Here is a 23,230-nt window from a genome sequence, read left to right as displayed (position 1 = left end):
GAATACAGATACATTTTCAAAACGGAACAGCGTTATGAGTGCAATCGCGCCTGGAATGATTATCCTCGCCTACCTTTGCGGCTCAATCTCCAGCGCCATTCTGGTCTGCCGCATCGCCGGGTTGCCTGACCCGCGTGAAAGTGGTTCCGGGAATCCGGGGGCGACCAATGTACTACGAATTGGCGGCAAGGGAGCAGCCGTAGCGGTTTTGATTTTTGATGTTCTGAAAGGAATGCTTCCCGTCTGGGGCGCGTATGCGCTCGGCGTCACACCCTTCTGGCTGGGGCTGATTGCCATCGCCGCCTGCGTCGGCCACATCTGGCCCGTTTTCTTTGGTTTTAAAGGCGGTAAAGGCGTTGCCACCGCGTTTGGCGCGATTGCGCCGATCGGCTGGGATCTCACCGGCGTGATGGCGGGCACCTGGCTGCTGACCATTCTGCTGAGCGGTTATTCGTCGCTGGGCGCCATCGTCAGCGCACTGATCGCCCCGTTTTATGTCTGGTGGTTTAAACCGCAGTTTACCTTCCCGGTGTCGATGCTCTCGTGTCTGATCCTGTTGCGCCACCACGACAACATTCAGCGCCTGTGGCGGCGTAAGGAAACCAAGATCTGGACGAAGCTCAGGCGTAAAAAGAAAGACGCTTAGTAAACCGTTCGTTATGCCTTATAACCAAATGTGATTTTTGTCACCTTCTGCCTGTGGTAACTGTTAGAGACACAACACAACCACACAAAAAGAAAATGGCAGAAATCACAGATTCAACTCCCCTTCCAACGGCAGGAAATACCCCGGATGGCGACATCAAGTGGGTGCGCAGCGCATCGGACGTTTCACGTCTCGTTAATGACGGTTCTCAGGGCCGGGCCAATGCCCGCATCGTGGTCGGTATCGCACTCGGGGGAATTTTCCTCGATGCCTACGATCTCGGCGCGCTGGCATTCGGCATCAAAGACATCACCCGCGAATTTAACCTGACGCCCGCCGGTACCGGCATGGTGGCCTCGGCGATTACCTTTGGCGCGATTGTCGGGGCGCTGCTCGGCGGCTATCTTACGGATAAAATCGGGCGCTACCGCGTCTTTATGGCCGACATGGTGTTCTTTGTCGTTGCCGCTATCGCCTGTGCGCTGGCCCCGAACGAATATGTGCTGGCGGGCGCGCGCTTTGTGATGGGTCTTGGCGTTGGGATCGACCTTCCCGTCGCGATGGCGTTTCTCAGCGAGTTCGCCAGGCTGAAAGGCCCGGGGAATAAAGCCTCCAGCGTCGCAATGTGGTGCCCCACCTGGTACGCGGCCATCAGCATCTCTTATCTTCTGGTGCTCTTCTTTTACGCCGTGCTGCCGGAAAGCCACAGCGACTGGCTCTGGCGTCTGATCCTTGGCTTTGGCGCGGTGCCCGCGCTGGTGATTATCGCCATCCGCAGCCGCTATATGAGCGAATCCCCGGTCTGGGCGGCGAATCAGGGCAATCTGAAGGAGGCGGCGTCCATCCTGCGGCAGTCTTACAATATTAATGCCCACGTACCGCAGGATGCGCTCGACCAGCCCGCGCCTGTCGTGAACAAGGCAAAATGGTCGAACTACCTGAACCTGTTCCGCGGTATCTATCTGCGGCGTACCACGCTCGCCACGCTGCTGTCAGTGGTCTCCTCGTTCGCCTATAACGCCGTAGCCTTTGGCCTGCCGGTGATCATCTCCAGCTTCTTTGTGCAGTCGATGCTGACCACCATTCTGATCTCGCTGGCGCTTAACCTGCTGTTCGCCTTTGTCGGCGGGCTGCTGGCGGTGCGCTATGTTCCGCGCTTCGGCGCATGGCGGATGTCTCTGGCGGGTTATGCGTGCCAGCTTGCGGCACTGCTCGGCCTGGCGTTGATTGGCCGGCCTGACGGGGCCACGGAAGGCGTGTTCGCCGTCGCGATGCTGGCGCTGTTCCTGTTTGGTCAGGGTTTTGGTCCAGGTGCGCATACCATGACGTTTGCCTCCCTGAGCTACCCGACCTCGCTGCGCGGCGTGGGTGTGGGGCTTAACCAGACGCTGATGCGCAGCAGTTCAACGCTGTCACTGTTTTTGTTCCCGCTGCTGGTCGCCTCGCTGGATACCGCCGTGTTCTGGGTGATTGCGCTGGCGCCGTTTATCGGTCTGGCGTCGCTGCTGGCGATCCGCTGGGAGCCGTCGGGGTATGATGTGGATGCAGAGGATTATCGCTAGCCTTTCTTGCCGGGTGGCGCTGCGCTTACCCGGCCTACATTACTGAAACCGGCTCACATGAGCCGGTTTTTTTATCCATAAGCGACTCATATGACAGCCTTCATTTCCGCCAGGGCATACTGAAACGTACCCCGATAGTGTGGAAATGGAAGCACCATGTTAGCAACTCAGGTCACTGATAATTCATACAAAGGCTGGCAGGCCTCGCTTGCCCTCCAGTTTTGTCATACCCCTGAGAAAACCCTCCTCCATTCCGCGCGTCACAGCGGGCCGCTCACCGTTCAGCGTCCGTTTTATCCCGAAGGGGAAACCTGCCACCTTTACCTGCTGCACCCGCCAGGCGGAATTGTGGGCGGAGATACGCTGGATATTTCCGTGCGGCTCGACGCCAAAAGCCATGCCCTCATTACCATGCCCGGCGCCAGCAAGTTCTATCGCAGCAGCGGCCCGCTGGCCTGCCTCAGTCAGCATTTTTACCTCGACGAAGAGGCCACGCTGGAGTGGCTGCCGCAGGACACCATTATTTTCCCCGGCGCTAACGCCGCGCTGCGTTCCGTCTTTCACCTGCACGCCACCAGCACGCTGCTGGCGTGGGAGCTGTACTGTCTGGGCCGTCCGGTGATAAACGAAACCTTCAGCCACGGCACGCTGGAGAACCGCCTTGAGGTGTGGGTGGATGGCGAGCCGCGTCTGATTGAGCGACTGCATCTCAGCGGTGGCGATCTGACGTCCGTCGCGGACCATCCGTGGGTCGGCACGCTGCTGTTCTATCCGGCCCGGGAAGCACTTCTCGACGCGGTGCGTGCGCTTCTCGCCCCGCTGGAAAACGTTGGCGGGGCGACGCTCACCGACGATCTGCTGTCGGTGCGTTTTCTCTCCCACGACAACCTGATTTGTCAGCGGGTGATGCGCGATATCTGGCAGTCGCTTCGCCCGCTTTTAACTTCCAAAACCGCCTGTTCGCCGCGCATCTGGCAAACATAAGAGAAACGCTATGGAACTGACTCCCAGAGAAAAAGACAAGCTGTTGCTGTTCACCGCCGCGCTGGTTGCCGAACGCCGCCTCGCGCGCGGGGTAAAGCTCAATTACCCGGAATCGGTCGCGCTGATCAGCGCCTTTATTATGGAAGGCGCGCGCGATGGCGAAACCGTCGCCTCGCTGATGGAAGCCGGCCGCCACGTCCTGACGCGCGATCAGGTGATGGAAGGCGTGCCGGAGATGATCCCGGATATCCAGGTGGAAGCCACCTTTCCGGACGGATCCAAGCTCGTCACCGTCCACAACCCGATCGTGTAAGGAGCGCGTGATGATCCCAGGCGAATACCGGATCCAGTCCGGAAACATTGCTCTCAACGTCGGGCGCGAAACCCGAAGTGTGATCGTGGAAAACCACGGCGACAGGCCGATCCAGGTCGGATCGCACTACCACTTTTACGAGGTCAACCCGGCGCTGAAGTTCGATCGCGAAGCCACCCGAGGTTACCGGCTGAACATCCCGGCCGGCACTGCCGTGCGCTTCGAGCCCGGCCAGAAGCGGGAAGTGACGCTGGTGCAGGTGACGGGCGCACAGCGCATTTTCGGCTTTCGCGGCGAGGTCATGGGCGAGGTGAAACATGGCTGAGATTTCACGCCAGGCGTATGCCGATATGTTCGGCCCCACTACCGGGGATAAAGTGCGGCTGGCCGACAGCGAGCTGTGGATCGAAGTGGAAGACGATCTCACGATCTACGGCGAAGAGGTTAAATTCGGCGGCGGAAAAGTGATCCGCGACGGCATGGGACAGGGGCAGATGACCGCCGACGACTGCGTGGATCTGGTGCTCACCAACGCGCTGATCGTCGATCACTGGGGGATCGTGAAAGCGGATATCGGCGTAAAAGATGGGCGGATCTTCGCCATCGGCAAAGCCGGGAACCCGGACATTCAGCCCGGCGTGACGATCCCGATTGGCGCGGCAACGGAGGTGATCGCCGCCGAAGGGAAGATCGTCACCGCAGGCGGGATCGACACCCACATCCACTGGATCTGTCCGCAGCAGGCGGAAGAGGCGCTGGTGTCTGGCGTCACCACCATGATCGGCGGCGGCACCGGGCCTGCGGCAGGCACAAACGCCACCACCTGCACACCGGGGCCGTGGTATATCGCCCGCATGTTGCAGGCAGCCGATACGCTACCGGTGAATATTGGCCTGCTGGGTAAAGGGAACGGCTCCAACCCGGACGCGCTGCGCGAGCAGATCGCCGCAGGTGCCATCGGGCTTAAGATCCACGAAGACTGGGGCGCGACGCCTGCGACCATCAACTGCTCGCTGGAGGTCGCTGAAGAGATGGATATTCAGGTGGCGCTGCACAGCGACACGCTGAACGAGTCCGGTTTTGTCGAAGACACGCTGGCCGCCATCGCCGGGCGCACCATCCACACCTTCCACACCGAAGGGGCGGGCGGCGGCCATGCGCCGGATATCATCACCGCCTGCGCGCACCCGAATATTCTGCCCTCCTCCACCAACCCGACGCTGCCCTACACGGTCAACACCATCGACGAGCACCTGGACATGCTGATGGTTTGCCATCACCTCGACCCGGATATCGCCGAGGACGTGGCGTTTGCCGAATCCCGCATTCGCCGGGAGACCATCGCCGCCGAAGACGTGCTGCACGATATCGGCGCGTTCTCGCTCACCTCGTCAGATTCACAGGCCATGGGCCGCGTGGGGGAAGTGATTATCCGCACCTGGCAGGTGGCGCACCGCATGAAGGTGCAGCGCGGCGCACTGCCGGAAGAGACCGGCGATAACGATAACTTCCGCGTGAAGCGCTATGTCGCCAAATACACCATCAACCCGGCGCTGACCCACGGCATCGCCCATGAGGTCGGTTCTATTGAGGCGGGCAAGCTGGCGGATCTGGTGGTCTGGTCCCCCGCCTTTTTTGGCGTCAAACCCGCCACCATCGTCAAAGGCGGGATGATCGCCTGCGCGCCGATGGGCGACATCAACGCCTCGATCCCCACGCCGCAGCCGGTACATTACCGCCCGATGTTTGGTGCCCTTGGTGCCGCACGCCACGCCACGCGGCTGACGTTTGTCTCTCAGGCTGCTGATGCCAGCGGCATTCCGCAACGGCTCGGACTGCAAAGCGCCACCGCGGTGGTGAGAGGCTGCCGGTCGGTGAAAAAGGCCGACATGATCCACAACGATTTACAGCCGAATATCACCGTTGACGCGCAAACCTATGAGGTACGCGTCGACGCCGAATTGATCACCAGCGAACCGGCAGAGGTTTTGCCGATGGCGCAACGCTATTTTCTGTTTTGAGGAGTCATGATGATCTATTTAACCCAACGCCTGGACCATGCGCATCCGATTACCGCCAGCGTCACGCTACCGATTGATGTGCGGGTAAAAAGCCGCGCCCGCGTGGCGCTGAACGACGGCCGCGAAGCCGGGCTAATGCTGCCGCGCGGCCTGCTGCTGCGCGGGGGCGACCTGCTGACTACCGACGATGGCAGCGAGGTGATCGAAGTGATCGCCGCCCCGGAGTCGGTTTCCGTGGTGCGCTGCGCCGACCCGTTCCTGCTCGCCCGCGCCTGTTATCACCTGGGCAATCGTCACGTACCGCTGCAAATAATGCCTGGCGAACTGCGCTACCACCACGACCACGTCCTCGACGATATGCTGCGTCAGTTCGGGCTGGAGGTGACCTTCGCCAGCCTGCCATTTGAACCGGAAGCGGGCGCTTACACCAGCGATGCCCACAGCCATAGCCACTCTCACGCTCATTCACATTAAGGACTCATCATGCGCAAGTACTTACCGCTGTTACTGCTGGCTTTTTCCGTTCCCGCGCTCGCGCATCCCGGCCACGGGACCGACAGCTTCCAGGCCGGATTTCTCCATCCGCTGACCGGGCTGGATCACCTGCTGATGCTGACGGGGGCTGGCGTGCTCTCCGCCCTGAGCGGCCGCAAGCTGCTGTTGCCGTTAGCGACGCTCGGCATGATGCTTGCTGGTGCCGTTGCGGGCAGCCTGCTCGGCGGCTTTAGCGGTATGGAGATGCTGATTATCGCCTCGCTGGCGGTCTGCGGCGTGATGATGTTTAAGACTGAAAATCGCCTGCTGCTGGCGGTGCCAGCCCTGGCGATGTTCCACGGCTGGGCGCACGGCGTGGAGATGTCCGGCCACAGCTTCTGGCTCTTCACCAGCGGGTTTATGTTAGCCAGCGCCACGGTGCTGTGTGCCAGCTTCGCGGCAGGGCTGCTGCTGCGCCGTCACAACGGCCTGCGTAAAACCTTCGGCGGCGGGCTGATCGTCTCCGCCCTGCTGGCGCTGATGAGCTGATGGAGCACGCCCGCCAGCGGCTGCGCCTGATGCAGCTCTCCAGCAGTAGCCTGCCGGTCGGATCGTTTACCTGGTCGCAGGGGCTGGAGTGGGCCGTTGAGGCCGGGTGGGTCACGGACGCTGAGGCCTTCAGGCGCTGGCAGATCCAGCAGATGGAGCAGAGCTTTTTCTGCGTCGACCTGCCGCTGTTTATCCGCCTGTATCGTGCCTGCGAGAAGCAGGACGTCGCGACAGCAAAACGCTGGACGGCATACCTGCTCGCCTGCCGGGAAACGCGCGAGCTGCGCGATGAAGAACGCAACCGTGGGGCGGCCTTTACGCGCCTGATTAAAAGCTGGGAACCCGCCTGCCCACCAGAATGGCTGCCGCTGTTGATGCGAAGCCAGCTCGGCGGCATGGCGTGGCTCGGCGTGCGCTGGGGCATTAGCGCGCGCGAGCTGGCGCTGAGCCTCGGCTACAGCTGGATAGAGAGCGCGGTGATGGCGGGCGTCAAGCTGGTACCGTTTGGGCAGCAGGCAGCACAACAGCTGATTATCGACCTGAGCGACCATTTTGCCGCCGGGTTTGAACAGGCATTTTTACGTGGCGACGACGCGCTGGGGGCCGCTACGCCGCTGTCGGCCATCGCCTCCGCGCGCCATGAAACCCAATATTCACGACTATTCCGTTCCTGAGGAGTCAACATGGCTGATTACAAACATCCCCTGCGCGTGGGCGTGGGCGGCCCGGTAGGGTCGGGCAAAACCGCCCTGCTGGAAGCGCTCTGCAAGGCGATGCGCGACACCTATCATCTTGCGGTGGTGACCAACGATATCTATACCAAAGAGGATCAGCGCATCCTGACCGAGGCGGGTGCGCTGGAGCCAGAGCGCATCGTGGGCGTGGAAACGGGCGGCTGCCCGCATACCGCCATCCGCGAAGATGCCTCAATGAACCTGGCGGCGGTGGAAGCGTTGAGCGAGAAGTTCGGCAATCTGGATCTGATCTTCGTGGAAAGCGGCGGGGATAACCTGAGCGCGACCTTCAGCCCGGAGCTGGCGGACCTCACCATCTACGTCATCGACGTGGCCGAAGGGGAAAAAATCCCGCGCAAGGGCGGGCCGGGGATCACCAAATCCGATTTTCTGGTGATCAACAAAACCGACCTCGCGCCGTACGTCGGTGCGTCGCTGGAGGTAATGGAGCGCGACACTAATCGCATGCGCGGCGAGCGCCCGTGGACGTTTACCAACCTGAAGGCGGGCGACGGTTTAGCGACGATTATTGCGTTTCTGGAAGAGAAAGGAATGCTGCGGATCTGAAAAAAGGCCTGGCATAACGCCAGGCCGTGATTGTTATTTGCAGCTGTTATTGGAAGACCCTTGTTCGCGCCATGCGCCCCACTGGCCGCCAGTTCCCGGCGTTTCTTGCCCCGGGTTGACATACCACTGGTTGAGCCAAACTTTACCGTTGTAAGACACTTTGGTGCATCGGGTTGGATAGGCAATTTTGGCGTTATAGGCCGGTGCCGCAGGATTTACCGGTGTGTCATCTTTTGCCGGGGTGTCATCCTTAGCCGGTACCGCCGGTTTACTGACGGTGATGGTCATGCTGTCCGTCGCGGTTCGCCCATCCGCGCCGGTCGTCGTCAGCGTAAAGGTCGCTTCACCCTCGCTGTTGGCAGGAATGACGGCATAGGCATGCGCGCTGTCCACGCTCTTCACCAGCGTGCCGTTCAGTGTCGCCTCCAGCGAGAAGGTTTCTGCCCCTTTCGTCACACGCCAGTTATACGATTTGGCATTCAGGCTCTTACTGCCGTCCAGCGCGTAGGTGATCACCCCCGTGGTCGGAGAAACCAGAGCGTAATCTGCGCCTGCCACAGCCGTTGGAGCCGGCGCGACAGGCGTGCTACCGTCTTTGAGCGCCATAATACGGGCCACCGCACGCTCCATGTCAGGTTGAGTACCCACTTTTGCCGAATCTCCGTTGGCCAGTGGCGTTCCGGTCTCAGCCAGAATCTGACGCATCTGCCGCGGTGTCACGGTAATACCGTTGGCTTTGGCGATGCCTGACAGGCTGGCTACCACACCCGCAATAATCGGGTTCGAGGAAGAAGTTCCGGCAAACGTCGCGGTATAAGAATCGTTAACGCCGCCATTTTTATAGAGATCGCCATAACCTGTGCTCACTACGTCCCAGCAGCCCCATGCAGAGCTGGTGACGCGCGAACCATAGGTGCTGAACGACGCTTTTTTACCGTCCTTTGCACAAAACGCACCCGCCAGGATAGCCCCGGAGTCCCGCACGTTCACGTCAAACTCACCCTGGAAGCCAGGGCTATCCAGGTTGACGTTCCCGTTACCTGCCGCCTCAATAACGTGAACGCCTTTATCCGTCAGCGCCTTAATCACATCGTAATAGGCGGGCTCGGACTCCATTGCCACCCAGCAATCCTTCTGACAACCCGCTGGATAACCGCCCGCTACGTGTACCCCGATCTGCACCACATCGCCAGCTTTTAGCAACGGAATTAAATTATAGAGGTTATTATGTGCTGAGGCCGCGTACCCCAGTCGGCTTTTCCAGCTTATCCCTCGAATACCGGTGCCAATATCTTTCGCTGTCATAATCCCGACGGAAGCAGTGTCATGATCTTGCTTTTCAACATAGGTTGTCTTTCCAGAGCTGAGACTCATTGGCGGTAAGTTGAGGTGGTGGGTATTCCAGGGATAAATCTCCGTTGAAATAATCGTCACCCCTTCACCCGCACTGCCTGCATAGTGATCAACGCTTTCGCGGTTTACGCCCCCCATATAATAACCGGCGCGCTTAACATCAGGAGCTTTGAGATAATCCTGCTTATTGCGAAAATCCGGAACGGCAGCAGACGTTAAATTATTATTTACCGAAGGTTTAACCTGCGGCGTAAGGGCGTTTTCATCCAGCGACACCGGTTCGGCCTCCGGGTAAACAAACTCAACGTTCTGATTCTGCTCCAGCTCAGTAATAATATGGTTAATGTAGGTTTTATCCTGACGTTTATCTTGCGGTAACGCGATACGCAGATAACGGTCAAAGCCATAGCGTTTATTGAGTTCCGTTAACTCGGATGACTGATTTGAACTCCGCAAATTCGTCGGCCAAAACATATTTGTGGTGATAAGGGAAGGATCATTCAGGGTAATTTTATTGTTTGTCGCTTTTAGCAAACCTGTAGTGGGTTTTAGCTTGAGTACAATTGCTGTGTAGGTCGCATTGTCATGTGCAAACTCATTTTGCACCTGATTTTCTGCCGCAGCGGAAAATGAAATTGCTGCACAAATAAAAAGGGACAAGGTACTTTTTTTCATGGTAATCACGGTTCCTTTGTGAATCGACATTTCTCCTTTTTCAGTATCTGTGATACATGCACCGTGATGAATAAGAACTTCCTAATCTGGGGGAACGATCTTTCTATAATTGAATAAGAAAAATCCATATCTCATTTCTTTATATTTGGCAACACGAGGATACACCTGGATACAAAAGCCGTAAAGATTAAGCATAATGAAATAATCAATATCCGCCGCCGTTAAAAATACTCTCATTGTTACTGCTATTTTACCGCAGCCTGGATTTTAATAACGATATATCTTGCGAGGGATTCCAACCCCGCCATTATCATGTAAGGGTTAATACGACGCATCATTATGGACATTAAAATCGTTATCGCTGAAGAATCCTCGTTGATTCGCCGCGGCTTATCCTCAATGATGCAAGCGCTCTCGTTACCCGCCTCAGGCATGAATAAGAGATGTGTTTTGACCGGTGAAGCAGCCTCTTCCGCAGAACTTCTGTCGCTTCTTGGCCAGCATAACCCCGATATCGTTATCCTCAGCTATTCACTGACAACCAGCTTTAATCGCTCTCCTCTCACGGGTATGGACGGTCTGAAGCTGTTGAGATGGCTCCATCAGACTTATCCTACGCTCAGCATTATCCTGCTCTCGCCCTATGCAAACGCCATGTTGATTCGTCAGGCGCTAAAGGAAGGCGTCAGATCGTATTTGTCGCGGGATATCAACGAGAAAACCTTAAGCCAGGCGATTGCTACAGTTCTTAAAGGTGAGATCTATATCGAAAGCCAGCTGGTAAATATGCTTTTTCGTCATGAGATGACAGATATAGAGAAACTCTCGCCGCGGGAAATCGATGTGCTGCGTCTGATATGTAACGGATTAAATTTGAAGGAGATTGCACAACATATGCACCTGAGCATCAAAACAGTCAGTGCGCATAAGATCCGGGCGATGGAAAAGCTGGATGTGCAAAACGACTGCCAGCTTTACTCTCTGATCATCAAGAACCAGATGTTCGACATCAGAATATAAAACTCCCCCGCCGCGACGACGGGAGAGCCGTTCACGCCTCAGGCAGTTCCGCCAGCGGCCAGCGCGGACGCACGGACACGCTCAGGTCAGCCGTTGCGCCGGCGTTCAGACGCACCATCCCGGCGTAGGCGATCATCGCCCCGTTATCGGTACAGAACTCCGGACGCGCATAGAACACTTCCCCGCGACGCTTTTGCATCATCTCAGCAAGCTTCGCGCGCAGCGTGCGGTTAGCGCTGACACCACCGGCCATCACCAGGCGCTTAAAGCCGGTCTGATCCAGCGCGCGCTTGCACTTGATCATCAGCGTATCCACCACCGCGTCTTCGAACGCACGGGCGATATCGGCACGGGTCTGCTCACTGTCGTCATTATTGCGGATAGTATTGGCCGCGAAAGTTTTCAGGCCAGAGAAGCTGAAATCCAGCCCCGGACGGTCGGTCATCGGCCGCGGGAAGACAAAGCGCCCTTCCGTTCCCTGCGACGCCATTTTCGACAGCATCGGGCCACCCGGGTAATCCAGCCCCAGCAGCTTGGCGGTTTTATCGAAGGCTTCACCGGCAGCATCGTCGATCGACTCGCCCAGCAGCGCGTACTTGCCAATGCCCGTTACGCTAATCAGTTGGGTATGCCCACCGGAAACCAGCAGCGCCACAAACGGGAACTCTGGCGGATTGTCTTCCAGCATCGGCGCCAGAAGGTGCCCTTCCATATGGTGAACCGGAATGGCCGGAACATCCCACGCGAAGGCCAGCGAACGCCCTACCGTTGCGCCGACCAGCAGCGCGCCGACCAGGCCCGGCCCTGCGGTATAGGCCACGGCATCAATATCTTTTGCACTCAACCCGGCCTCTTTAAGCGCCGCCTGAATCAGGGGAACCGTTTTACGCACGTGGTCACGAGAGGCCAGTTCAGGCACGACGCCGCCGTAGTCAGCGTGCAATTTCACCTGACTATACAGCTGGTTGGCCAGAAGCCCTTTTTCGTCGTCGTAAATCGCGATGCCGGTTTCATCGCAGGATGTTTCAATACCCAGTACACGCATGACTTGTTTTACCTCGTTTCAATACCGCGCAGTGTAGAGCCTGGGCGGATTGTTGTAAAACTTTGTTCGCCCCAGGAAGAAGCCTCGTGTATACTCCTCACCCTTATTAAAGTCCCTTTCAAAATCGCATCGGTGCTTTACAAAGCAGCAGCATTTGCAGTAAAATTCCGCACCATTTTGAAATAAGCTGGCGTTGATGCCAGCGGCAAACCGAATTTATTAAAGGTGAGAGTTACATGCCGGTAATTAAAGTACGTGAAAACGAGCCGTTCGACGTAGCACTGCGTCGCTTCAAACGTTCATGCGAGAAAGCAGGTGTTCTGGCTGAAGTTCGTCGTCGTGAGTTTTATGAAAAACCAACGACCGAACGTAAGCGCGCTAAAGCTTCCGCTGTGAAACGTCACGCGAAGAAACTGGCTCGCGAAAACGCACGCCGTACTCGTCTGTACTAATCTGTTGAGGGCCACAGCCCTCAATTGACAGACAGAGTTGTAGTCGTAAGGCCGTGCTTCCGGAAGGAATGCGCGGCTTGTTTTCGTTTATAAGTCGCTTAAATTTTTGGGGCATATGGCCGGAAGAATCCCACGCGTTTTCATCAATGACCTGCTTGCCAGAACCGACATCGTCGATCTCATCGACGCGCGGGTGAAGCTAAAAAAGCAGGGCAAGAACTACCATGCGTGCTGTCCGTTCCATAACGAAAAAACCCCCTCTTTCACCGTAAACGGTGAAAAACAGTTCTACCATTGCTTCGGCTGTGGCGCACACGGTAATGCCGTCGATTTTTTGATGAACTACGACAAGCTCGAGTTCGTTGAAACCGTCGAAGAGCTGGCGGCGATGCATAACCTTGAAGTGCCGTATGAAGCAGGCAGTGGGCCAAGTCAGATCGAGCGCCATCAGCGGCAAACGCTGTACCAACTGATGGATGGCCTGAATTCGTTTTACCAACAGTCTCTTAAGCACTCTGCGGCTGAGCCTGCGCGTCAGTATCTGAACAAGCGCGGACTGAGTGACGATGTGATTGCGCGTTTCGCTATTGGTTACGCCCCGCCCGGCTGGGACAACGTGTTAAAGCGTTTTGGCGGCAATAGCGAAGATCGTAAATCCCTCATCGACGCAGGCATGCTGGTCACCAACGACCAGGGACGAAGCTACGACCGCTTCCGTGAGCGGGTGATGTTCCCGATCCGCGACAAGCGTGGCCGGGTGATAGGTTTTGGTGGTCGCGTGCTGGGTGATGCCCTGCCGAAATACCTTAACTCCCCGGAAACCGATATTTTCCATAAGGGCCGCCAGCTTTACGGTCTTTATGAGGCACAGCAGGATAATGCGGAACCTCCGCGTCTTCTGGTCGTCGAAGGCTATATGGATGTTGTTGCGCTGGCGCAGTACGACATTAACTATGCCGTTGCGTCGCTGGGAACGTCCACCACGGCGGACCATATCCAGCTGCTGTTCCGCGTCACCAACAACGTGATTTGCTGTTACGACGGTGACCGCGCAGGACGCGACGCCGCCTGGCGAGCGCTGGAAACCGCGTTGCCGTATATGACCGACGGGCGTCAGCTACGCTTTATGTTCCTGCCCGACGGTGAAGACCCGGATACGCTGGTGCGTAAAGAGGGCAAAGCGGCGTTTGAAGCGCGGATGGAGCAGGCTCAGCCGCTCTCCACGTTTCTGTTTAACAGCCTGATGCCGCAGGTTGATTTGAGTACCCCTGACGGGCGCGCGCAGCTCAGCACGCTGGCGCTGCCGTTAATCAGCCAGGTGCCCGGCGAAACGCTGCGCATCTATCTGCGTCAGGAGTTAGGCAACAAGCTCGGCATTCTGGATGACAGCCAGCTTGAACGTTTAATGCCGAAACAGGCTGAAAACGGCACGGTACGCCCCGCGCCTCAGCTAAAACGCACAACCATGCGTATACTGATAGGGTTGCTGGTGCAAAACCCCGAACTTGCTCCGCAAGTGCCGTCGCTGGCGGGTTTGAACCACGAAAAATTGCCCGGGCTTGGCTTATTTTCAGAATTGGTCAACACTTGTTTGTCTCAGCCAGGTCTGACCACCGGACAACTTTTAGAGCATTATCGCGGCACAAAAGAGGCCGCTACCCTTGAAAAACTGTCGATGTGGGACGATATAGCAGATAAGGATATCGCAGAAAAAACGTTCACCGACTCGCTCAACCATATGTTTGATTCGATGCTTGAGTTGCGCCAGGAAGAGTTGATAGCTCGCGAGCGCACCCATGGCCTGAGCAGCGAAGAACGCCGGGAGCTCTGGATGATTAACCAGGAACTGGCGAAGAAATAAAAAATTTAACGGCTTAAGTGCCGAATATCGATCGGGAAGCCCCCGGCAGCCGCACTGAGAGGCAGCGGCAAAAATATAAGTACGCCCTCGCTTTAAAGGTTGGCAGCCCATCGCCGACACCAATCAAACGAATTAAGTGTGGATACCGTCTTATGGAGCAAAACCCGCAGTCACAGCTGAAACTTCTTGTCCAACGCGGTAAGGAGCAAGGCTATCTGACCTATGCCGAGGTCAATGACCATCTGCCGGAAGATATCGTCGATTCAGATCAGATCGAAGATATCATCCAAATGATCAATGACATGGGCATTCAGGTGATGGAAGAAGCACCGGATGCCGATGATCTGTTGCTGGCTGAAACCTCCAACAACACTGACGAAGATGCGGAAGAAGCTGCTGCACAGGTCCTGTCCAGCGTGGAATCTGAAATCGGGCGTACCACTGACCCGGTCCGTATGTACATGCGCGAAATGGGTACCGTTGAACTGTTGACCCGCGAAGGCGAAATTGACATCGCAAAACGCATCGAAGACGGGATCAACCAGGTTCAGTGCTCTGTTGCCGAATACCCGGAAGCGATTACCTATCTGCTGGAGCAGTACGATCGCGTCGAAGCGGAAGAAGCGCGTCTGTCCGATCTGATCACTGGCTTTGTCGACCCGAACGCTGAAGAAGATATGGCGCCAACCGCCACTCACGTCGGTTCTGAGCTGTCTCAGGAAGAGATGGATGACGATGAAGACGAAGATGAAGAAGAAGAGGACGACAGCAGCGACGATGACAACAGCATCGACCCTGAACTGGCGCGTGAGAAGTTTGCCGAGCTGCGTACCCAGTACGAAGTGACGCGTGACACCATCAAAGCGAAAGGCCGCAGCCATGCCGCCGCTCAGGAAGAGATCCTGAAGCTGTCTGAAGTGTTCAAACAGTTCCGCCTGGTGCCAAAACAGTTCGACTACCTGGTGAACAGCATGCGCGTGATGATGGATCGCGTACGTACCCAGGAACGTATCATCATGAAGCTGTGCGTTGAACAGTGCAAAATGCCGAAGAAGAACTTCATTACCCTCTTCACCGGCAATGAAACCAGCGAAACCTGGTTCAACGCCGCTATCGCGATGAACAAGCCGTGGTCTGAAAAGCTGCACGACGTGAAAGAAGACGTACAGCGCGGCCTGCAAAAACTGCATCAGATTGAAGAAGAGACCGGCCTGACCATCGAGCAGGTGAAAGACATCAACCGTCGTATGTCCATCGGTGAAGCGAAAGCCCGCCGTGCGAAGAAAGAGATGGTTGAAGCGAACTTACGTCTGGTTATCTCTATCGCCAAGAAATACACCAACCGTGGCCTGCAATTCCTGGATCTGATTCAGGAAGGCAACATCGGTCTGATGAAAGCGGTAGATAAGTTTGAATACCGTCGTGGTTACAAGTTCTCCACCTATGCTACCTGGTGGATCCGTCAGGCGATCACCCGCTCTATCGCAGACCAGGCGCGCACCATCCGTATTCCGGTGCATATGATTGAGACCATCAACAAACTCAACCGTATCTCTCGCCAGATGTTGCAGGAGATGGGCCGCGAGCCGACGCCGGAAGAGCTGGCTGAACGCATGCTGATGCCGGAAGACAAGATCCGTAAAGTGCTGAAAATCGCTAAAGAGCCAATCTCCATGGAAACGCCAATCGGTGATGATGAAGATTCGCATCTGGGTGATTTCATCGAGGATACCACCCTCGAGCTGCCGCTGGACTCTGCCACCACCGAGAGCCTGCGTGCCGCTACGCACGACGTGCTGGCTGGCCTGACCGCCCGTGAAGCCAAAGTGCTGCGTATGCGTTTCGGTATCGACATGAACACCGACCACACGCTGGAAGAAGTGGGTAAACAGTTTGACGTTACCCGCGAACGTATCCGTCAGATCGAAGCGAAGGCGCTGCGTAAGCTGCGCCATCCGAGCCGCTCTGAAGTGCTGCGTAGCTTCCTGGACGATTAATCGGTCCTGAAATGAAAAAGCTCCCAATCGGGAGCTTTTTTTTTGTTTATTCCCTCTCCCTGTGGGAGAGGGTCAGGATGAGGGCATCAAGCCGCAGAGGAGCTAAAGCCCCCTCACCACCAGCGCCTCATCCAGTTCCCGATACGCCTCCACCAGCTTGTCCAGCGTCGCCCTGTTCAGCCCGCTCGGGTTCGGCAGCACCCACACCTGCGTTACGCCAATGGTAATGTTCTGCTTACCCCAGCTGGCGCCACGCTGGCTGAACGCCTGCTCGTAGGCCTGCTTGCCGAGGATCGCCAGCGCCGCGGGCTGATAGTCTTCAATTTTCGCGATCAGCTCACGTCCGCCAGCGCGCAGCTCATGCAGATTCACTTCGCTTGCCTGTACCGTGGGTCGCTCGACCAGCATGGTGATGCCACAGCGCGTATCCAGCAGCTGCTGCTCTTCTTCCGGCTTAAGCTGTTTGTCGGTAAAACCGGCCTGGTGGATCACCTTCCAGAAGCGATTTCCCGGATGAGCAAAGTGAAAACCGGTGTGCGCCGATGACTTACCCGGATTGATACCGCAGAACACCACCCGCAGGCCAGGGGTCAGAATATCGTTGATCATCTCTACTCCTGTCTATGCATCTTAAGATAAGTATAAAGGATTGATTATGCGTTGTTTATAAAAACAGCAGGCAGGTGTGAATGGCTGGATTGCTGAGGGGAGTTACTTTATAATTCACCGCCACGGCCCCTTAGCTCAGTGGTTAGAGCAGGCGACTCATAATCGCTTGGTCGCTGGTTCAAGTCCAGCAGGGGCCACCAAATTTTAGCTTTAAATTCATATAATTAAGCCACTCTAGCGAGTGGCTTTTTTGTTTGTGGTTTCATCATTGGCAGCAAAATGGCAGCAGGAAATAAGCTGCCACTAATAAAAAACCCGCCGAAGCGGGTTAGTTGGTCAAAAATTCATGTGTCCCTGACCACTATTTAAAGGGTGCGGAGGCACATGATCAACCTGTCCTGGTGTTACGATAAAGCGCACTACGGTTTCATGAGTAACAAAAGTGGTTCCACAGTTAATGTTTTGGCACTGGCAATAACGTTCTTTCGTATTATCCGATACACGAAAGCTGCTGCGAGTATGTGCCGCGTGTCCGCATTTCGGACAATTCATCATATCCGTTTCTCCCCAAGTCATTACCCGCAATCCCATAATGATACACGAACATCCAATTTGTGAACATTCTCATTCCATTTCTAAATCATCAATCTTTACCTCAAGCTCTAGAGTCGTAATAAAACCATTATCTGCGCTGACAGTATGCGTCAGCGTGGTAATGGTCCATTCGGCATCATCAATGGGCTGCTTAAAGCCGCTTACCCTCACCGGCATTTCGGTATACAAATCAGCCCTTCCCTCTGCGAGCTGCAGGGAGAATGTTGCAACCCCGCGCTGCAGACGCTCCCACTGCATCTTTGCCGCTCGCTCTGCATTGCTGCGGTTTGCATAAGTTCTGTTGAGTACCAGCACGTTTTCATCCGTTCCCACCAGGTAATCTCCCTGTTTTGCTTCCGGCTCCTTTGGCGCGGCGGTTTTCTTTCGACGGCGCTTTACCTTTGCTGCCTCTTTTTTCTTTGGCTCACGGGTATGGAGCCAGCTGGCAATCACCCCCGTATAGGCATCGCGATCAGCCAGGGTAAAACGATGACCGTCACCGGCCTGGCGGGTGATTGTGATAACCGGCAGCGGCTTACCGCTTGCCGTTCTGCCCTGCCCCTGGCGGATAAACAACAGATTGCCGTCCTTAACTGAGGCTATCGCTCCATACTGCCGCGCCAGCTTCATCAGGAAACTCGCATCGCTCTCGTTGGTCTGGTCAAGATGATCCACAGGCTTGTCCATCAGGTCCTGGCCCAGCGCCATCTTTAATTTATGCCTGGCGGCGATTTCCTTCACGACTTCGCCCACCGTTGTCTGATGCCAGGACTTTTCACGCCGCGTGTTCAGGGTTTCACGAAAATCTGCACTACGTGCGCGAATTGTGAGACGGTCAGGCGCGCCGCTGTGCTCAATCTCATCGACAGTAAAAGCCCCTTTGGGAAAAAGCGGCTGACCTTTCCACCCCAGCGCAAACTGAATAACAGCACCACGTCGCGGCAGAACGATCTGCCCGTCGGCGTCGTCCAGCTCCAGATCAAGCTGGTCAGCCTCAAAACCCCGGTTATCGGTCAGCGTCAGACTCATCAGGCGCGCATCCAGCGCGGTGGTCACGTCCTTACCTTCAATAGTGATACTGAAAGCCGGGCTTTTGCTGTTCAGGTCAAAAAGATCAGAGCTAAAATTCACTGCAGCAACCCTCCAACAGTATTTTTTATATTACCTATCGCAGACGTTGCAGAGTCCTGCAGGTTACTGAGCTGATCGCTGAGACTGCCGAACATATCAGACAGCGACTCATCAACCCTTTTCAGGGTCAGCGTAAACTCAATACGGCGAGGCATTCCGCTTTCAAAAAATTCCGTTTTTGTCTGACTCAGGCTCTCGATTACAAACATGCCGTAAATGGTCCCGCTTCCCTCAATCAGGGGCCATGCTTTGCCCAGCTCTGCCATTTGCTCCAGCGCGAGCAATGACAGCCTGCCCCCGGTGACCTCCGGCAGCAGTACGCCAGATAACGTCAGCGAGTCATTATCCGGGCCAATGAACTGCGTTGATGGTCGCCGGTTCACCCGACTGTTGGCGGCGTGTCGCCAGCTTCGCTGATACTGCAGCTCCTGATATGGCACTGTACGCAGCATAAAGACATATAACCCCAGCACCATCATCATGATTCATATCCCCCTTGATCACTGAAATTACTGCGTGCTTTAGCCCTGGTCTTGCGCTCGCGTTCGTCAAGCTGTCGGGCAACTTCACGGGCAATATCATGTGCACTCTGCCCTGGCTGAGCATAGATAGTGATCGGCGCGTGAGTTTCAAAGTGCATCACTGGCGGCGCGCTGGCAGATTTCGCAGGCTGGCTTTGTTTATATGCCACAGTAGGCAGACTGTAAGGATGTAGTGGAGCAGCCTCTGCAGGCGCTGCCGCTACGCCCATGACACCTGCAACGACGGAAGCCAGCGCGGCAGTGCGCCGCCTGCTGGTCACATTTGCGGGGCCGTTCACAATTTCAGGGCCGTTCTCTCCAACGATGCCAAACTGACCACGCGGGATCGTGCCACCGTTGTCATACATGCCTGCAAACCCCATCGACGGAAATCCGCCAGGCGGCAACACCACCTTACCGTCACTGTTCACCGTAGCAGGCTGCTGTCGTGTAACCTGTTCAGGTAGTTTCGCTTTTGCCGCTTCCTTACTGACGATGCCGAGTTTTTCCAGCAACCACGACACGCCTGACTTGAGAGACTCAAGCGGGTGCATCACCATATTCAGACCTTCCGCCAGTGCCTCACCAAACCTGCGGCCCATTGCAGCTGCGCTGTTCAGTTCTTCGGAAGTGGATTTAACCGGCGTAAGCAAATCAGTGAACCACCCCCACAAAGCCTGCACCTTGTCGCCAATCCACTGAAAAACAGGTCGCAATGGCTCAAAGGCAGCACATATCGGTGCAGCAGCGGCTTTGAATCCCTCCACCACACCACCCAAAAATGCGCTGATCGGCTGCCAGTATTTCCAGACGACCAGCGCCACGCCAGCCAGCGCAGCCACAACCAGACCTATCGGACTGAGCAATACCCCAAGCACGCTGCCAACGCCCACCAGAGCTGCACGCAACAACGCAAACGGTGACATGACGAGCCATCTAATCACACCCCCAGCCCCCCTTACCGAAGTAACCAACGGTGCAAAGGCAGCACTTGCCAGCCCGCGAATTTTCGTACCGAGCAGGCGGACCGCTTCGCCGGGGTTACGAAAAGAGGACACCAGATTTTCACCCGCCTGCTGGGCATGCTCTTTGATTTTATCCAGTGCCCCGTCGCGGAACGCATCCAGAATACCGCCACCGTCATCATCCCCGCCGCCGCTGAGAGCCTCTCGGATACGGCTTATCCAGTTAACCGTTTCGCCCGCTTCATTTCCCGAAAACAGCCCGAGCAATTTTTTCAGTGCATCGCCGGACTGGAATAAACCGGGTGCAAATGATGTAAATGCCTGGCTTAACCGTCCAAGAAGTGGACCAAACCGACCCAGCCCAGTGATAGCCAGCGATTTCATCCCAAAGCGCAATAATGCCAGCGGCCCCAGAACAGCTGCCATCGCAATAGCCAGTGTTCCGAGTGCCAACGTCACCGATGCCACCACGGCGGCAATCTTCATTAACCGGCCCGCTAGTTCCGGGTTGGCTTCTACCCAACGGCGCATCACACCAGTAACGCGCTTGACGGCATCCATGATTTCCATCAGCGGAGCACGCAGTGTTTCACCCAGGCTGCTAAAAACATTTTGCGTTCCAGTTTTCACCAACAACCACTGCGCAGATAAAGAGTCTTTGTTGATATTAGATTCTTTCTGCATTGATCCGTTAGCATCGCTCCCAGCAGTCAGCTTCAGCTGTCGCTGGAGCTCCGGCAGATTGTTCGCAAGTTTCGCTGCATCATCACCAAACTCTTTACCAAATACTAACGTCATTGCACTAAGCCGCTTGTCCTTAGGCAGGCTGTTAACTTTCTCAAGCACATACTGGATAGTCCCTATCGCATCACGAGTCATATCCTTCTGGATCTTCTCTGGGTTCAGCTTCAGTAGCTCCATTCCTTCGTAGAAACTTTTGCTCTGTTGGGTAGCAATAGATAGCTCGCGCACCATCGCATTTGCAGCACTGGCTGCCACTTCAGGCGCAGCGCCAAGAGACAGGAACGTGGAACCGAGGGCTGCCGCCTTTCGATAGTCCAGGCGGTCAGCCACGCCCCCCATGCGCTGCAGCACGTCGATAATATCCGCGCCCTTCGACATGGCGTTATCGTCCAGGTAGTTCAGCGCATCGCCCAGCTGTTCAATATTGCGGGTTGGTACTTTATACAGCTGCGCAATTTTACCCAGCCCTTCCGCCAGCTCGTCAGCGGGTAGCTCAAAGGCCGTTGCGGCTTTTGCCGCCGTGGATGCAAAAGCCAGCAGGTCACGCTTCTGGTCTTCGTAAGGATCGTCCTGTTTGGTCACGCCCATGCGCGCACCACCTTCAACCAGTGCGGCATAGTCTATAGCGCCGTTCTCCATCGGCAGCTGTTCGCTGGCGGCCTTGATGGCATCCTGCATGTCATAAAACTGAGTCGTGCGGTTGCCGTTATCGTCCCGCAGCCCGTTTACCTGCTTTGCCACGCCTTTCATGGCATCTTCCATGCTGGAGTAACTTTTCACAGCAGCCATGACCGGCGCGCCCATTGCAAGCCCCGCCGCAGTGGTGGTTGCCCCAGCCCCGGCAATGCGATCCCTCACCTCAAGACGGCGTGAATATTGCTCACGTGCGGCATTCATTTTCGCTTGCTGTTCGCCCAACCGTTTCAGGGATTTCTGCTGACGTTCCAGAGCCTGCCGGGTTTCATCGGCATTTTTACGCAGTTCCCGCTGGGCGCTACTCAGCTGTTTAGTATCAATGCCGGATTCTTTCAGTGCTTGCCGCTGCCGTTGTACCGAACCCAGCAGGCCGTTGTAGGTCTGCTGCAGTTCCTGCACACGGTTTTTTGCCTGGCTAAATAATTTAGCCTGAGCAGCAGTTGGGCGATTTGTTGCAGCAAACTGCGTGGCAAGTTTTGCGGCTTCTTCGCGTGCAGCACTGAGATTTGTTGCAGTGATTGCAAGCTGTGACCGGGTTTTACGGAATTCATCAATACGTCCGGCTTGTTTATTCAGTTCTTTCAAACTGTTCCGGGTAGTTTGAAGCGCAGTAGCCAGCTCTTTTGAGCTGGCCTGAGCGGATCGGAATGGGCGGGTGAGCTTGTCAACCGCATTAAGAATCACCTGCAGGCGCAGGTTATTGTCACTCATCGCTGGCCCCGCTTCTCTGAATCGCTTTATGCCGCCACTCCAGCACATCAGTCAGCGGCATAACGTCAGTGGTGGACGGCGACCAGTGAAAGATGGTGGCAATATCTGCCACCAGATCATCAACCGTCAGGCTGTCGGTAAACCGGCAAGCACCGACTTCTTCAACAAAAAAGTCACCACCTCAACGGACAGCGCGGTGAGATCGGCAGGGTCCAGCTCTGCCATTTCCTGAGCGGTCAGCGCGGGCGTGGAGATGCGGGGAATAATCGTCATCATCGCGCCGACGTCCATATCCATGATCGCCTGCAGACGAGTGCCACGCAGCGCGCCGGACTGCGGCTTGCGCAGCACAATTTCGGCAATTTCGGTTTTACCGCGTTTGATTGGGGTGTCCAGCTGTACGGTTTTTTCAGTCAGTTGTTCGCTCATTGTCATTTCCTGTTAATAAGGTACTGGCGCGGCTGCCCGCGCCTTTAAAGTAGATCAGAGGCCCAGGGCGTTGCGGTGCTCTTCCATCAGGTCCACGCCATCAACGATTTCAATCATGTTGATCACATCAACCTCATAGAGCACCTCGCCGTTAATGGTCAGCTTCGCGTAGCTGTTGGTGCTGCTGACTTTTGTGGTGTTGCTCTCCCCGGTTTTCCATTCGCCGGAATCGACTTCTTTATGTCGCCCGCGCACAACCAGCTCAACGGCCTGCACTTCGCCGGTATCGTCACGCTGAATGGAGCCGGTGAAACGCAGCTGGATACCGTCAACGGTGGCTTTACCCATCTGTTTGAATAACAGCAGTTCGGTGCCACCGATTGAAAATTCCGTGTCCAGCGCGCCATCATCCAGCCCCAGATCAACATCAGCCGAACCGGGCATACCGCCGCCGCGATACTTTTCAAACTTGCGGCCGAATTTAGGCAGGGTCAGGGACTCAACAATCCCCTGATAGTTATTCCCGTCGTTAAACAGGTTCAGGTGTTTTAACTTGCGTGGTAAAGCCATATTGTCC

24 protein-coding genes and 1 tRNA gene are annotated in these 23,230 nt (G+C 56.1%); 15 read left to right on the top strand and 10 right to left on the bottom strand.

What is annotated here, in order from left to right; genetic code table 11:
* Nucleotides 1-34: 34 nt before the first annotated feature.
* The 10 genes from plsY (at nt 35) to ureG (ending at nt 7,850) form a co-directional block, all read left to right on the top strand.
* Nucleotides 35-646, top strand: a complete 612-nt coding sequence (gene plsY, locus H2Z33_RS11835) for a glycerol-3-phosphate 1-O-acyltransferase PlsY (protein WP_063135369.1) — start codon at nt 35-37, stop codon at nt 644-646.
* Nucleotides 647-741: 95 nt separating this feature from the next.
* On the top strand, nt 742-2,208 hold the full coding sequence (locus H2Z33_RS11830) for an MFS transporter (RefSeq protein ID WP_032619001.1): 1,467 nt from the start codon (nt 742-744) through the stop codon (nt 2,206-2,208).
* A 156-nt stretch (nt 2,209-2,364) separates the two neighbouring features.
* Nucleotides 2,365-3,192, top strand: coding sequence for an urease accessory protein UreD (locus H2Z33_RS11825; protein ID WP_045906831.1), 828 nt, complete (start codon nt 2,365-2,367; stop codon nt 3,190-3,192).
* A 10-nt stretch (nt 3,193-3,202) separates the two neighbouring features.
* Nucleotides 3,203-3,505: an urease subunit gamma gene (locus H2Z33_RS11820; RefSeq protein WP_003862556.1), complete on the top strand. Its 303-nt coding sequence runs from the start codon at nt 3,203-3,205 to the stop codon at nt 3,503-3,505.
* A 10-nt stretch (nt 3,506-3,515) separates the two neighbouring features.
* On the top strand, nt 3,516-3,830 hold the full coding sequence (locus tag H2Z33_RS11815) for an urease subunit beta (protein ID WP_015571906.1): 315 nt from the start codon (nt 3,516-3,518) through the stop codon (nt 3,828-3,830).
* On the top strand, nt 3,823-5,526 hold the full coding sequence (ureC, locus tag H2Z33_RS11810; RefSeq protein ID WP_063135368.1) for an urease subunit alpha: 1,704 nt from the start codon (nt 3,823-3,825) through the stop codon (nt 5,524-5,526). Before H2Z33_RS11815 ends, ureC begins: the two co-directional genes overlap by 8 nt.
* 9 nt (nt 5,527-5,535) lie before the next feature.
* Nucleotides 5,536-6,000 (top strand): urease accessory protein UreE, encoded by a 465-nt coding sequence (gene ureE / locus H2Z33_RS11805; protein ID WP_017384028.1) that lies wholly within the window; start codon nt 5,536-5,538, stop codon nt 5,998-6,000.
* Nucleotides 6,001-6,009: 9 nt separating this feature from the next.
* Nucleotides 6,010-6,549 (top strand): HupE/UreJ family protein, encoded by a 540-nt coding sequence (locus tag H2Z33_RS11800; protein ID WP_063135367.1) that lies wholly within the window; start codon nt 6,010-6,012, stop codon nt 6,547-6,549.
* On the top strand, nt 6,549-7,223 hold the full coding sequence (locus H2Z33_RS11795; protein ID WP_017692647.1) for an urease accessory protein UreF: 675 nt from the start codon (nt 6,549-6,551) through the stop codon (nt 7,221-7,223). Before H2Z33_RS11800 ends, H2Z33_RS11795 begins: the two co-directional genes overlap by 1 nt.
* 9 nt (nt 7,224-7,232) lie before the next feature.
* Entirely contained in the window at nt 7,233-7,850 is a 618-nt protein-coding gene (ureG, locus tag H2Z33_RS11790) for an urease accessory protein UreG (RefSeq protein WP_003862566.1), read from the top strand.
* A 33-nt stretch (nt 7,851-7,883) separates the two neighbouring features.
* Here ureG and H2Z33_RS11785 read toward each other — a convergent pair whose 3' ends face one another.
* A complete protein-coding gene (locus H2Z33_RS11785) occupies nt 7,884-9,659 on the bottom strand; it encodes a S8 family peptidase (RefSeq protein WP_225561435.1) in 1,776 nt (591 codons plus the stop codon).
* Between the two features lie 558 nt (nt 9,660-10,217).
* Between H2Z33_RS11785 and H2Z33_RS11780 the strand changes: the two genes are divergently transcribed.
* Nucleotides 10,218-10,898, top strand: coding sequence for a LuxR C-terminal-related transcriptional regulator (locus H2Z33_RS11780; RefSeq protein ID WP_062938074.1), 681 nt, complete (start codon nt 10,218-10,220; stop codon nt 10,896-10,898).
* 31 nt (nt 10,899-10,929) lie between these two features.
* Here H2Z33_RS11780 and tsaD read toward each other — a convergent pair whose 3' ends face one another.
* Nucleotides 10,930-11,943 (bottom strand): tRNA (adenosine(37)-N6)-threonylcarbamoyltransferase complex transferase subunit TsaD, encoded by a 1,014-nt coding sequence (gene tsaD / locus H2Z33_RS11775; protein WP_015571911.1) that lies wholly within the window; start codon nt 11,941-11,943, stop codon nt 10,930-10,932.
* A 236-nt stretch (nt 11,944-12,179) separates the two neighbouring features.
* Here tsaD and rpsU point away from each other — a divergent pair, with 236 nt between their 5' ends.
* The 3 genes from rpsU to rpoD all read left to right on the top strand — a co-directional run bounded on the left by rpsU (nt 12,180) and on the right by rpoD (nt 16,253).
* A complete protein-coding gene (gene rpsU, locus H2Z33_RS11770; RefSeq protein ID WP_001144069.1) occupies nt 12,180-12,395 on the top strand; it encodes a 30S ribosomal protein S21 in 216 nt (71 codons plus the stop codon).
* Between the two features lie 115 nt (nt 12,396-12,510).
* Nucleotides 12,511-14,256, top strand: a complete 1,746-nt coding sequence (dnaG, locus tag H2Z33_RS11765; protein WP_003862574.1) for a DNA primase — start codon at nt 12,511-12,513, stop codon at nt 14,254-14,256.
* Between the two features lie 152 nt (nt 14,257-14,408).
* The gene (gene rpoD / locus H2Z33_RS11760; protein ID WP_015571912.1) at nt 14,409-16,253 is read left to right on the top strand and encodes an RNA polymerase sigma factor RpoD; all 1,845 of its coding nucleotides are present in this window, start codon (nt 14,409-14,411) and stop codon (nt 16,251-16,253) included.
* A gap of 102 nt (nt 16,254-16,355) precedes the next feature.
* Here rpoD and mug read toward each other — a convergent pair whose 3' ends face one another.
* Nucleotides 16,356-16,862: a G/U mismatch-specific DNA glycosylase gene (mug, locus tag H2Z33_RS11755; RefSeq protein ID WP_063135366.1), complete on the bottom strand. Its 507-nt coding sequence runs from the start codon at nt 16,860-16,862 to the stop codon at nt 16,356-16,358.
* Between the two features lie 124 nt (nt 16,863-16,986).
* Here mug and H2Z33_RS11750 point away from each other — a divergent pair.
* A tRNA-Ile gene (locus tag H2Z33_RS11750) sits at nt 16,987-17,062 on the top strand.
* A 136-nt stretch (nt 17,063-17,198) separates the two neighbouring features.
* On the opposite strand, the gene H2Z33_RS11745 is transcribed toward H2Z33_RS11750, so the two are convergent.
* The 7 genes from H2Z33_RS11745 to H2Z33_RS11715 all read right to left on the bottom strand — a co-directional run bounded on the left by H2Z33_RS11745 (nt 17,199) and on the right by H2Z33_RS11715 (nt 23,223).
* On the bottom strand, nt 17,199-17,417 hold the full coding sequence (locus H2Z33_RS11745) for a DNA-binding transcriptional regulator (protein WP_015386379.1): 219 nt from the start codon (nt 17,415-17,417) through the stop codon (nt 17,199-17,201).
* Between the two features lie 69 nt (nt 17,418-17,486).
* The gene (locus tag H2Z33_RS11740) at nt 17,487-18,587 is read right to left on the bottom strand and encodes a phage late control D family protein (RefSeq protein ID WP_063135365.1); all 1,101 of its coding nucleotides are present in this window, start codon (nt 18,585-18,587) and stop codon (nt 17,487-17,489) included.
* On the bottom strand, nt 18,584-19,069 hold the full coding sequence (locus H2Z33_RS11735) for a phage tail protein (protein WP_025711954.1): 486 nt from the start codon (nt 19,067-19,069) through the stop codon (nt 18,584-18,586). Before H2Z33_RS11735 ends, H2Z33_RS11740 begins: the two co-directional genes overlap by 4 nt.
* A complete protein-coding gene (locus H2Z33_RS11730) occupies nt 19,066-22,224 on the bottom strand; it encodes a phage tail tape measure protein (protein ID WP_063135364.1) in 3,159 nt (1,052 codons plus the stop codon). Before H2Z33_RS11730 ends, H2Z33_RS11735 begins: the two co-directional genes overlap by 4 nt.
* Nucleotides 22,217-22,336 (bottom strand): GpE family phage tail protein, encoded by a 120-nt coding sequence (locus H2Z33_RS11725; RefSeq protein WP_023206368.1) that lies wholly within the window; start codon nt 22,334-22,336, stop codon nt 22,217-22,219. Before H2Z33_RS11725 ends, H2Z33_RS11730 begins: the two co-directional genes overlap by 8 nt.
* A 14-nt stretch (nt 22,337-22,350) precedes the next feature.
* Nucleotides 22,351-22,653, bottom strand: a complete 303-nt coding sequence (locus tag H2Z33_RS11720) for a phage tail assembly protein (RefSeq protein WP_063135363.1) — start codon at nt 22,651-22,653, stop codon at nt 22,351-22,353.
* A gap of 54 nt (nt 22,654-22,707) precedes the next feature.
* Nucleotides 22,708-23,223 (bottom strand): phage major tail tube protein, encoded by a 516-nt coding sequence (locus H2Z33_RS11715; protein ID WP_007848874.1) that lies wholly within the window; start codon nt 23,221-23,223, stop codon nt 22,708-22,710.
* Nucleotides 23,224-23,230 lie beyond the last annotated feature (7 nt).

Origin of the sequence: Enterobacter sp. YSU (genome assembly GCF_016082135.1) — a bacterium.
GTDB classification, from domain to species: domain Bacteria; phylum Pseudomonadota; class Gammaproteobacteria; order Enterobacterales; family Enterobacteriaceae; genus Enterobacter; species Enterobacter hormaechei_C.
The sequence above is the reverse complement of the archived record's forward strand: the minus strand, read 5'-3'. Positions and strand labels throughout refer to the sequence as shown.

Coding starts and splice junctions, on each gene's coding strand:
- H2Z33_RS11825 (WP_045906831.1), top strand. CDS start 2,365: ATGTTAGCAACTCAGGTCACTGATAATTCATACAAAGGCTGGCAGGCC.
- H2Z33_RS11815 (WP_015571906.1), top strand. CDS start 3,516: ATGATCCCAGGCGAATACCGGATCCAGTCCGGAAACATTGCTCTCAAC.
- plsY (WP_063135369.1), top strand. CDS start 35: ATGAGTGCAATCGCGCCTGGAATGATTATCCTCGCCTACCTTTGCGGC.
- H2Z33_RS11720 (WP_063135363.1), bottom strand. CDS start 22,653: ATGAGCGAACAACTGACTGAAAAAACCGTACAGCTGGACACCCCAATC.
- H2Z33_RS11730 (WP_063135364.1), bottom strand. CDS start 22,224: ATGAGTGACAATAACCTGCGCCTGCAGGTGATTCTTAATGCGGTTGAC.
- H2Z33_RS11830 (WP_032619001.1), top strand. CDS start 742: ATGGCAGAAATCACAGATTCAACTCCCCTTCCAACGGCAGGAAATACC.
- H2Z33_RS11795 (WP_017692647.1), top strand. CDS start 6,549: ATGGAGCACGCCCGCCAGCGGCTGCGCCTGATGCAGCTCTCCAGCAGT.
- tsaD (WP_015571911.1), bottom strand. CDS start 11,943: ATGCGTGTACTGGGTATTGAAACATCCTGCGATGAAACCGGCATCGCG.
- ureE (WP_017384028.1), top strand. CDS start 5,536: ATGATCTATTTAACCCAACGCCTGGACCATGCGCATCCGATTACCGCC.
- dnaG (WP_003862574.1), top strand. CDS start 12,511: ATGGCCGGAAGAATCCCACGCGTTTTCATCAATGACCTGCTTGCCAGA.
- H2Z33_RS11800 (WP_063135367.1), top strand. CDS start 6,010: ATGCGCAAGTACTTACCGCTGTTACTGCTGGCTTTTTCCGTTCCCGCG.
- H2Z33_RS11780 (WP_062938074.1), top strand. CDS start 10,218: ATGGACATTAAAATCGTTATCGCTGAAGAATCCTCGTTGATTCGCCGC.
- ureG (WP_003862566.1), top strand. CDS start 7,233: ATGGCTGATTACAAACATCCCCTGCGCGTGGGCGTGGGCGGCCCGGTA.
- H2Z33_RS11715 (WP_007848874.1), bottom strand. CDS start 23,223: ATGGCTTTACCACGCAAGTTAAAACACCTGAACCTGTTTAACGACGGG.
- H2Z33_RS11820 (WP_003862556.1), top strand. CDS start 3,203: ATGGAACTGACTCCCAGAGAAAAAGACAAGCTGTTGCTGTTCACCGCC.
- mug (WP_063135366.1), bottom strand. CDS start 16,862: ATGATCAACGATATTCTGACCCCTGGCCTGCGGGTGGTGTTCTGCGGT.
- H2Z33_RS11735 (WP_025711954.1), bottom strand. CDS start 19,069: ATGATGATGGTGCTGGGGTTATATGTCTTTATGCTGCGTACAGTGCCA.
- rpoD (WP_015571912.1), top strand. CDS start 14,409: ATGGAGCAAAACCCGCAGTCACAGCTGAAACTTCTTGTCCAACGCGGT.
- rpsU (WP_001144069.1), top strand. CDS start 12,180: ATGCCGGTAATTAAAGTACGTGAAAACGAGCCGTTCGACGTAGCACTG.
- H2Z33_RS11745 (WP_015386379.1), bottom strand. CDS start 17,417: ATGATGAATTGTCCGAAATGCGGACACGCGGCACATACTCGCAGCAGC.
- ureC (WP_063135368.1), top strand. CDS start 3,823: ATGGCTGAGATTTCACGCCAGGCGTATGCCGATATGTTCGGCCCCACT.